Source organism: Nostoc sp., assembly GCF_036917375.1.
GTDB lineage: Bacteria > Cyanobacteriota > Cyanobacteriia > Cyanobacteriales > Nostocaceae > Nostoc.
The window spans coordinates 39,799-49,310 of record NZ_JBALDN010000083.1 but is presented as its reverse complement, the minus strand read 5'-3'; the positions used below and the strand labels follow the sequence as shown (position 1 = coordinate 49,310).

At 39.1% G+C, this 9,512-nt stretch carries 8 protein-coding genes; 5 read left to right on the top strand and 3 right to left on the bottom strand.

The features are described from left to right. Positions 1-435 precede the first annotated feature (435 nt). From V7K45_RS21755 to V7K45_RS21745, 3 genes are read left to right on the top strand one after another with little or no spacing between them, the layout of a single operon-like run. A complete protein-coding gene (locus V7K45_RS21755; protein WP_335007078.1) occupies positions 436-1,983 on the top strand; it encodes an FAD-binding oxidoreductase in 1,548 nt (515 codons plus the stop codon). 23 nt (positions 1,984-2,006) lie between these two features. Continuing rightward, on the top strand, positions 2,007-2,711 hold the full coding sequence (locus tag V7K45_RS21750; RefSeq protein ID WP_334717701.1) for an actin-binding WH2 domain-containing protein: 705 nt from the start codon (positions 2,007-2,009) through the stop codon (positions 2,709-2,711). Between the two features lie 42 nt (positions 2,712-2,753). Beyond that, the gene (locus tag V7K45_RS21745; protein WP_335007077.1) at positions 2,754-3,461 is read left to right on the top strand and encodes an actin-binding WH2 domain-containing protein; all 708 of its coding nucleotides are present in this window, start codon (positions 2,754-2,756) and stop codon (positions 3,459-3,461) included. Positions 3,462-3,696: 235 nt separating this feature from the next. On the opposite strand, the gene V7K45_RS21740 is transcribed toward V7K45_RS21745, so the two are convergent. Then, positions 3,697-4,119, bottom strand: a complete 423-nt coding sequence (locus V7K45_RS21740) for a lysozyme inhibitor LprI family protein (protein ID WP_335007076.1) — start codon at positions 4,117-4,119, stop codon at positions 3,697-3,699. Positions 4,120-4,877: 758 nt separating this feature from the next. On the opposite strand from V7K45_RS21740, the gene crtR reads away from it, so the two are divergent. Further along, positions 4,878-5,939, top strand: a complete 1,062-nt coding sequence (crtR, locus tag V7K45_RS21735) for a beta-carotene hydroxylase (protein ID WP_335007075.1) — start codon at positions 4,878-4,880, stop codon at positions 5,937-5,939. Between the two features lie 272 nt (positions 5,940-6,211). Here crtR and V7K45_RS21730 read toward each other — a convergent pair whose 3' ends face one another. Both V7K45_RS21730 and V7K45_RS21725 read right to left on the bottom strand, forming a co-directional pair. Then, positions 6,212-7,138 carry a phosphodiester glycosidase family protein gene (locus V7K45_RS21730; protein WP_335007074.1) on the bottom strand — a complete coding sequence of 309 codons (927 nt, stop codon included), beginning with the start codon at positions 7,136-7,138 and terminating at the stop codon, positions 6,212-6,214. Between the two features lie 84 nt (positions 7,139-7,222). Further along, positions 7,223-8,476, bottom strand: coding sequence for a DUF4912 domain-containing protein (locus V7K45_RS21725; protein WP_335007073.1), 1,254 nt, complete (start codon positions 8,474-8,476; stop codon positions 7,223-7,225). Positions 8,477-9,094: 618 nt separating this feature from the next. On the opposite strand from V7K45_RS21725, the gene V7K45_RS21720 reads away from it, so the two are divergent. Further along, on the top strand, positions 9,095-9,295 hold the full coding sequence (locus V7K45_RS21720) for a hypothetical protein (protein ID WP_335007072.1): 201 nt from the start codon (positions 9,095-9,097) through the stop codon (positions 9,293-9,295). Positions 9,296-9,512 lie beyond the last annotated feature (217 nt).

The window sequence follows — 9,512 nt, the reverse complement described above, 5'->3', positions numbered from 1 at the left end:
TGATCAACTTACACTTGAGCAGGTAATTTCTGTCTCTTCTTACAACTTTATCCTGGAAGCTTTATTTTATGCAGCTTCATATTAAATTGGTATAAAGCTAGTTGGGTTTACAGGGATGACTTCAGAAGCGTAGCGGTTAAAGTCCCTAACGTTGAAAGATATCCGCCAGGGATTGTAAATCCCTGTCTAATAGCAAAAGTCCATTTATAATGGACTAAATACAGAGACAAATAGATATGTGATTTTTAGAACTTTATTGCAGCATATCCATTATTTTCACTGGCAGATGCAAGATGTGAGTTAGCCTGTTGACTAACATTGAGGCTACAAGCCTAGCATCGTGGTTGACCACGCTTGTAGCTCTCCAAAAATAATATCGTATCTACTTTCTTCATTCTCAGGTAGTTTTGGAATGTAGAGTTAAATTTTTCCAAAATGTCTTTAACTGAAGAAATTCTTTCCCAATTACCCGGCGATGTTTTAAAAGGATTGCGCCAAGGCGATCGCATTCTCACATCTCTGCGCGAAAACACCGCACCACTACCAACGTTAGTCAAAGAAAGTCAACAACCTTTAGGCGATACGGACTTCGATGTAATTATCTGCGGTGGCACTTTAGGGATTTTAATTGGTTGCGCCTTGGCGGTAAAGGGATTGCGGGTGGCGTTGCTGGAACGGGGAATTTTGCGGGGGAGGGAACAAGAGTGGAATATTTCTCGCAAAGAATTAGATGTATTTGTGGAATTGAACTTGCTGACTGAGGAAGAATTAGTAAGTGCGATCGCCACTCAATATAACCCAGCACGAGTTAGTTTTGCTGGCGGCACAGAAGTTTGGGTAGAGGATGTTTTGAATATCGGCGTAGATCCAGTTTATCTACTCGCTACTTTGAAAACCCGATTTCTCGCCGTGGGTGGAAAGTTATTAGAAAACACACCTTTTACCGAAGCAGTGGTTCATCCCGATGGGGTGATGGTAAATAACCAATTCAAAACTCGCTTATTAATCGACGCGATGGGACATTTTTCACCCATCACCCAACAAGCACGCCAAGGCAAAAAACCAGACGCTTTATGCTTGGTTGTCGGAAGTTGCGCCCAAGGTTTTCCTGAAAATAACTCAGGCGACTTATTATTATCATTCACTGAGTTGCAAAATCAATGCCAGTACTTCTGGGAAGCCTTTCCAGCTAGGGATGGCAGAACCACTTACTTGTTTACCTACATGGATGCAGATACTCAACGCTTGAGTTTAGAAACTCTATTTGAGGAATATCTGCGTCTGTTACCAGAATATCAGGGAGTGGAATTAAGCAACCTGAAATTTCAACGGGCGCTATTTGGTTTCTTTCCCACCTATCGCCAAAGTCCCTTAAAAACTCCTTGGAATCGCATTCTACCAGCCGGAGATAGCAGTGGTAATCAATCTCCCTTGAGTTTTGGTGGTTTTGGAGCAATGGTGCGTCACCTGAAGCGTTTAACTTATGGCATTTCCGAAGCGCTGGAAACAGAAAAATTATCTGCAAAAGCGTTAACACTGCTGCAACCTTATCAGCCAAGTTTGACTGTTACCTGGTTGTTTCAAAGAGCGATGAGTGTTGGTGTAAATCAGAAAATTGCCCCAGATCAAATTAACCAATTACTCTCAGCAGTATTTCAGGAAATGCAACAGTTAGGTACACCAGTGCTAAAACCATTTTTACAAGATATCGTGCAGTTTTCAGCACTAACGCAAACACTGTTAAAAACTGGTTTATATCATCCTGGAATAGTTGCCAAGATAATTCCGCAAGTAGGTTTGGCAAGTTTGTTAGATTGGATGTTACATTACAGTAATTTAGGTGTATACACTGCCTTGTTTTCGTTAAGTCCAATGCTAGAAATATGGATTAAGAATCAAGCAAATGAACAACAATATTATTGGCATCGTTTGATTGATGCTTGGAAGTATGGTTCTGGCGGTGATTACTCAGATGAAACTTAGCATTTTATCAGTGTGAGGATAACATGATTGAACGGAAATCATCAGGAATCAAATACTTTGCAGTGCTGATTGGATTCCTGCGCGATCGCCAAGGATTTCTAGAGGAAATTCGTCAAGGTACGAGATTACCAAATAAAATCATTTCACTCTTGGTTTGCAGTTCCTTATTTATCGCCGCTTATGGCGGAATCATTGGTGCATATCATAGCTGGATGCAAGCTTTGTCTTCCGCCATTAAACTCCCAGCCCTTTATTTAATCACACTTTTGATTTGCATTCCAACGTTGTTCTTTGCGAATATTATTTTTGGTTCCAAGCGGAGTTTTGCCCAGCATTTAGCATTAGTATTAACTGCGGTTTCAGTCACGAGCGTACTTTTATTTAGCTTTGCTCCAATCACACTCTTTTTCTTAATTACCACCAATAATTACCAGTTTTTAATTCTGTTAAATGTATTTATCTTTGCCATAACTGGATTTATTGGTGTTTCGTCTTTATACCAAGCCACGAGTTTAGTTTTAGAACAAGATGATGAAGGTAGTAAAACCCGCCAGAAAATTTTACAATTTTGGTTATTTCTTTACGCTTTCGTAGGCAGTCAGTTAGGATGGACTCTCAGACCGTTTTTCGGCACACCTGGTTCTGTGTTTGAACTATTCCGCGAAAGAGAAGGTAATTTCTATTTAAGCGTGATTAAATCTCTTAGCTATCTCTTTGGATTCCGTTAATTAGTCATTAGTAATTCCACAAAATATACAAACGATAAAATTATGCTGAAAAAGCAAAATCGCGGAATTCAACAATTTAGTGTTTTAGTGAATTTACTGCGCGATCGCCAGTCATTTTTAGAAGAAATTCGTCAGGGAATCAGATTACAAAATAAAATTAGTTCTCTATTCGTATCTAGCTCTATATTTTTTGCCCTTTATGGAGCAATTATCGGTGCATCCCACAGTTGGGGACAAGCATTATCTGGTGCTATTAAGCTTCCGGTATTCTATTTAATTACACTGATTATTTGTTTCCCGACGTTATTCTTTTTTAATGTTTTGTTTGGTTCTCGGAGCAGTATTCTACAGCATTTCGTTGTATTACTCACATCTGTGTCAGTGATTAGCGTACTTTTATTTAGCTTGGCACCCGTTACGCTATTTTTTCTAATAACTACACCCGATTCTTATCAATTTTTTAAACTGCTGAATGTGTTCATTTTTGGCATTACAGGCATATTTGGCGTGAAGTTCCTGTATGAAGGAATGCAATTACTTTCTCAACAAGATGAAGTTGGCAAAAAAACCCGCACCACTATTTTAAGATCCTGGTTATTGCTTTATGCCTTTGTTGGTATGCAATTAGGATGGTTTCTCAGACCGTTTTTTGGTGCCCCTGACTCGAAATTTGAGTTATTTCGGGCGGTGAAAGGAAACTTTTATTTAGACATTGTAGCGGCGATTTCCGAAATTTTAGGTTTGCGTTAATCTCAGAAAAAGATAATTACTCTAGTTCCCATTGACAACTAGTAATTAAAAACTTTCCTCGTTCCCACGCTGCCGCTTGGGAATGCATTCATTAAGTCTCTGACTCAATAAACCTCTTGCACAAATGCAAATTTCAAAGTCCCTCTCCCAAGCTTGGGAGAGGGATTTAGAGTGAGGGCTTTAGATTCATGCAACAAGTCTAATCTCTAAAAGCTTCTTCTAGCCTGCTTTCAGCTTAAGGGTCAGTTTTCAGATATTCTTGTAATTGTTGGGTACGCAGTTTTGTGGTATCTCCCAAACAACCAAAATAAATTGTAGGGGCAATACTTCCGCCCTCATATCTGCTTCTCTCAAACTCACAATTGGTATCTCGAAACTTAATCCATGCTTGTTGTGCAGCAATCAATTTCTGTTTTCTAGGCCTTTCTAATGTAGATATCAATTGTTGATAAACTTGATTCAGTTTTTTATCTGCATTCTGATAAGATAACTTCGTACATTCATTAATTGCTGCTTGAGTTTGAGGATTATTGCAGTTTAACTTTTGAACTAAGCGCATCTCAGATAAATCAGGCGTTGTGCCTGCTATTGTCATGGCGAGGGGATTTAAACTGCTGAAAGTTAGTATGCTGGACAAAACTAGTAATAATTGACGCATAGCAAAATCTTCGTTCTTAAATATATAAATTTGATCTTTTTGGTGGTCTCGAACTCAGAATCAGAGTAGAAAGTGGTATGCTCCACAGAGAAGTGTCATGGTTTGCGCGAAGCTTTCCCTATTCTGGCTACCAGTAAACTCCAGCGATGGAGTTTTGGTTAAAACAACAAGACGGCAACTGCATGGAATCGAAAGAGGATAAGCGATCGCTAGTATATATACTTATTGCATCATCAGAAAAAAGGATGAAATTTTTATTTAAGCAAATAAAATATATATTTTTGTTAGAAGTATGATATTTGTGTCTAAAATATTTTAATTATACGCCAAATCCCGATAAAACTCTTGCATTGATCGTTAAAATAACTGTATTCTTTATATTGTTGAAAATTGTTTTTCACAAAAGCAATAACAAAGCACAATTTCAGCACATCGGAAAAAACATTGACTGGGGCAAATCGGTAAATGTCGATATTAAACCAAAATCTATGTATGCCGTTGTTGCTACCATTATGAGTAATAGGAGCAACTCCCGAAATGAAAAACAAAATATTTTGTTTATGTGTGTAGTGTAACAAGGAATTCAAAATTTTTACTATTCCCTATCTCTTACAGTCCATACCTAATTTGAATAGAGAAGAGTATTGGCTAAATTTTCAATCTTTTCATCTCTTTAATCGGGGCAAGAAATCTATTCTGTGCTGGCTGAGTTTGGGATTTAAAACCCATTTTATCAACGAATCAAGACCAGGAAAATTATGACCTCTTTAGATCCTAATTTTTTTGACATCCCGGACAAAAGCCTAATCATCATCGACCCAGCCGTTGATGACTATAAAAAGCTAAATGGCAACAACTTGGAAGTCATCTTTAAAGACGTAGTAGATACAGAAGTAAGAACGGTAACTTCAGAAGCACAAAAACTGCTGAAAGCTCCACCAAAGGAATTTTTAGCGCCTCCTGGTGATTTCAATCCTACACTACTACTGTTTTTAGCATCTGTGACAGTACTGGTGTCATCTCATTGCGGTTACTGGCTTTGGCACTGGCCAGACTGGCTGTGTTTTAGTTTTAACACTATTGCTTTGCATTGTTCTGGAACAGTAATTCATGATGCTTGTCACCAATCTGCCCACCGCAATCGAGTCATTAATGCCATATTAGGGCATGGTAGCGCCCTGATGCTAGGGTTTGTTTTCCCAGTGTTTACACGAGTACATTTGCAGCATCATGCTCATGTCAACGATCCCAAAGATGACCCAGATCATTTTGTTTCTACAGGTGGCCCGCTGTGGATGATTGCATTTCGATTCTTGTCTCACGAGGTGTTTTTCTTTCGACGGCGACTGTGGCGCAAATATGAGCTATGGGAATGGTTAATTAGCCGTTCAATTGTTGTTGCAATTGTTTATATCTCAGTTCAGTATCATTTTTTAATGTACGTTCTCAATTTTTGGGTTGTACCTTCTGGTATCGTGGGATTAGTACTGGGCTTATTTTTTGATTATTTGCCCCATCGTCCCTTTGTTGAACGCGATCGCTGGAAAAATGCTCGTGTATACCCCAGCCCAATTCTTAACATCCTGATTTTAGGCCAGAACTACCATTTAATTCATCATTTATGGACTTGTATTCCCTGGTACAAATATCAGTCTACATACTATTTGATGAAACCTTTATTAGATGAAAAAGGCTGTTATCAAACTTCAGGTTTACTGCAAAAGAAAGACTTTTTAGAGTTTATTTACGATATCTTTGTAGGAATTCGCTTTTCTCATCAAAAAACTAAAAATCAAGAGGAATCACAAAGTCGTAAATAAGCATTCTATCTCGTTCCCATGCTCTGCATGGGAATGCCCTCATTGAGCCTCTGCCTCCAGTCTGGAATTGAGTCAGAGACTCAATGAATGCATTCCCAGTCGGAGACTGGGAACGAGGGAAAATATTTGTAGAGACGGCGATTTATCGCGTCTCAAAAACCCAAAATTATTGCCAGTAGCCCTTAACTGAACCCTATTTTATTAAACACTAATCACCCCTCCCCGATGCTTTGGCGGGGAGGGGTACAATAATTATAGGAATTATAACTATTTTATTTTTTGTAAATCAAAAAAACTGAACCAATCGGCCCAAGATTTTCTACATAAGTTTTCTGGTTGTAATACAATCCTGGAGACATACCTCCATCAAATAAAATTCCTTCTTGAATCTTACCTAAACAGTTATTGCTAGCAATACCTTCCAAGACATTATCAAACATATCTGGCAGTAACTCTTGATTAAGTTGCGATAATTCAATCTCAGAATTAGCTTTCAAGTCATTAACTAATAAAATTACATAGCCTTGATTCGTGATAGCTGCCAAAGAGCGATTAGTTGCATTTTTACAAGCAAATTCTCCCAAATCTTGACAAATATCTTTAAACTTCCCCTGACGATAGAATCTGCCATTCCCGCCCACCAAATTGTAATTGAGAATATCGTTCGTTCTTCTGCCAGCTTGAATAGTAGCCTGTCGCTGCTGGGGTGTACCTCCTGATATCCCAAAGGAGGAACGTTTATTTTTAAATGCTCCTGAATACTCTACGCCACGAGAAATATTTAAGCCTTGGGGTTTATCTTCAGTATCTATATAGTCGGCATTAATTGCGGCAATGGGTAGCTGTCCGTTTAACTTGGCATTCTCATCGGCGATGAGTTCATGAAACTGTTTTGCTACATATTCTTTACGCAATTTCCCTCTACTGTCTTTGGCGTAAAGTTTATGAGATAGACCAACATTAACTTTGAAATCTAATTCTGCTGATTTGGGATTAAAAATAATTACATTGTTAATACCTTTAGGATTTTTTTTACCTTGATTATTGGTTTTAAAAAAATCAATGCTGAACTTGGCATCTTTGCCAGGGCAACTTTTAGACGCTTTTGGGACTAAATTTGCTTCAATCTTTTGACAACCTGATAATAAGCTTGCACTAATTATCAAAATAAATAACAAAAATAATTTTCTTGTAGACATAATAATACAAAAAAACCGCTACAGAATTACTATAGCGGGGAATAATTTAAAATTTCAGTCTGGAGTCAATCTCAGAGCCAAAACTTAAGAGAACCATTCTAAGACAGCTTCTTCTTTGGTGTTAGTATTCCGAGATGGTGTCTCACGGTTAAATTTCATCTGAATTGACCGAGTTTGCTCGCCATCAGCAGCTACAGCCAAAATTGGGTAGTCAATTAAACCATCCTGGAAGGACATCTGGAAGCGGAATGTTCCATCTGGATTCAGCTTAATTGGACGGCCACCAATAGTTACAGTAGCATCGGGTTCGGTTGCACCGTAGACTATCAACTCAGCATCGGCAATCAACCAGAACTTGCGCGGACGCACTGGTACGGCGGAAGCCGAGAAGCCAACACCTGACATTCCTGCACCGGAAGCAGTTAAGCCAGAGACGGTAGGAGTTGCCCACAGACCAACACCCGATGGGAAAATGTAGGAGCTGATGGCTTGTTCAGGACGTACTGCACCTTGTTGGGAGCCGAAGATAGAACCAGCAACCCGTTGTGCTTCGGCAGATTCTGCTAAACTAAAGATTTCGTCGTAGATGGGGTTGCCGTTACCATTCACAACAGCATTACCATTGGCGGTAGCTGCAATCTTCTTGGCAGGAGGAACTAGTTCGTACTGAGTTTTGCCACGTAAATCTTCTTCAAAATTTACAGTAATGAAGACATCCTCAATCCAATCAGAAGGATAGACGGGAGGAATGTGTACTTTACTAGAACGAGCTAGTACTAACCAGCGACCATCAGCAGCACGATAGCCAATATCGATTACATAATCGCGATCGCTAACTGGAACTGGTAGATACCATTCTCTAGCTAGTTCATCAGCGGGATATTCTTGAATGCTATGTGGGCTTTGGTATTCGATATCGATGTCGGTGACATCATAAATCCGTAGTGCCAGTTGTTGTCCGCCTTGCCGACGCAGTTCCTCTTTGTGTTCATTGGGAACATCCCAGTAAGTGTAAGCCCACTGAGGATCGCGCGGTAACAGTACAATCCGGCTTTCACCATAGCCAGAAGGCAAATCTGCCAGTCCTTCATCAACATCAGCTAAAGATCCACCAGTACGATCTTCCTGACCTAATTCAAACTTTGCAGCTTCCACGGTTTCTTGTGCCTCCAATGAACGAGATGGACTGAGTAAGTTTTTGCTACGCTGGACTTCTTGTATTGATGCCAGTAGTTGTGATTTACGCATTCGGCTATAGCGAGAGATGCTATATTCGCTAGCAACTTTGCGTAGTTGGCGTAAGGTCATCTCCTCTAGTGGCGGGCGTTCTTTTGCCATTAATTTGGCCTCCAGTAGTTTAAGCGGTAAATGATTTCCCCTGGTTAAAGAATGCTATGTAAAATCTCATCCATTCCAGATGAATTTCTTATCCTGACTCCTGGTTTTGCCCAGTTTTTAAGTTTTTTAATCTGTTTTTAAATTGAGCCAACACCCTTTCAATTCCTTATTGTGCCAAAATTAGCATTTCTTTGGGATCGGAGGATTTTTATTTGTTAAGTCTATATTAACCACTAAGTATATCTAGGGATCAAGGGGTCAGAGGTAGGTTTTTTACCTGTTTCACGAATTTATCAGCCCTTCTGGGATCTTATTGTCATGAAAACATGACAATTATAACGATTTACATGTTTAGCAATGGACATAATGTCAATTTTTCATGACATTGCTTTCTGGGTTAGCCAAAAACCCCAATTCTTGAAGAATTCAGAAGTCAGAATTTACGAGCAAAGCCAAAGACGCTGCGCTATCCACTCTTTCGTTCAAAATTCATTCTGTTTCGTTAAGCGATCGCCTTTCTCACCCACCATTATGTGAAATTAAGTCCCCAGATAGTGTGTACCCCACCATAGAAGAACTTAAGCTTGGCATATAAGTTTAGGGTTTAGGGAAATAGTTATGAATAAGGAAACAGTTCCTAGTCAAGCTGAAAAGTCTAATCCAGAAGGCGATCCATCACAATTAAGTCCAGAGGTTTTGGACAAAATCAAACACCCTGCGAGAATAGACGATGTTATTCGAGAGCAATCACCAGAAGAACGTAGAAGTAACCCAGCTTTAGTACCAGAAATGATTGACGATCCATCTGATAATGATTGATTGAGCTTGCAAAACAGTAATCGAAAAGCTCAGATTCGCTACTTCTCTACAAAGTAGCGAATCTTGTTAGTAATGTGTTGCTATTCAAGATTATGTAATTATTCGCGATATATTTCCGGCGTGTTGATGTCTAATAGCACAGCCTGAGTATCAAATTTAACTTGATGAATTCATGGATAAAATTATTTGATAATTTTATATAAACCTAAGAGGATGT

What these genes read in the sequence shown, in the direction of transcription:
- V7K45_RS21725 (WP_335007073.1), bottom strand. Translation starts at nt 8,476, where the DNA reads ATGGCAAAAGAACGCCCGCCACTAGAGGAGATGACCTTACGCCAACTA.
- crtR (WP_335007075.1), top strand. Translation starts at nt 4,878, where the DNA reads ATGACCTCTTTAGATCCTAATTTTTTTGACATCCCGGACAAAAGCCTA.
- V7K45_RS21755 (WP_335007078.1), top strand. Translation starts at nt 436, where the DNA reads ATGTCTTTAACTGAAGAAATTCTTTCCCAATTACCCGGCGATGTTTTA.
- V7K45_RS21730 (WP_335007074.1), bottom strand. Translation starts at nt 7,138, where the DNA reads ATGTCTACAAGAAAATTATTTTTGTTATTTATTTTGATAATTAGTGCA.
- V7K45_RS21745 (WP_335007077.1), top strand. Translation starts at nt 2,754, where the DNA reads ATGCTGAAAAAGCAAAATCGCGGAATTCAACAATTTAGTGTTTTAGTG.
- V7K45_RS21740 (WP_335007076.1), bottom strand. Translation starts at nt 4,119, where the DNA reads ATGCGTCAATTATTACTAGTTTTGTCCAGCATACTAACTTTCAGCAGT.
- V7K45_RS21750 (WP_334717701.1), top strand. Translation starts at nt 2,007, where the DNA reads ATGATTGAACGGAAATCATCAGGAATCAAATACTTTGCAGTGCTGATT.
- V7K45_RS21720 (WP_335007072.1), top strand. Translation starts at nt 9,095, where the DNA reads ATGAATAAGGAAACAGTTCCTAGTCAAGCTGAAAAGTCTAATCCAGAA.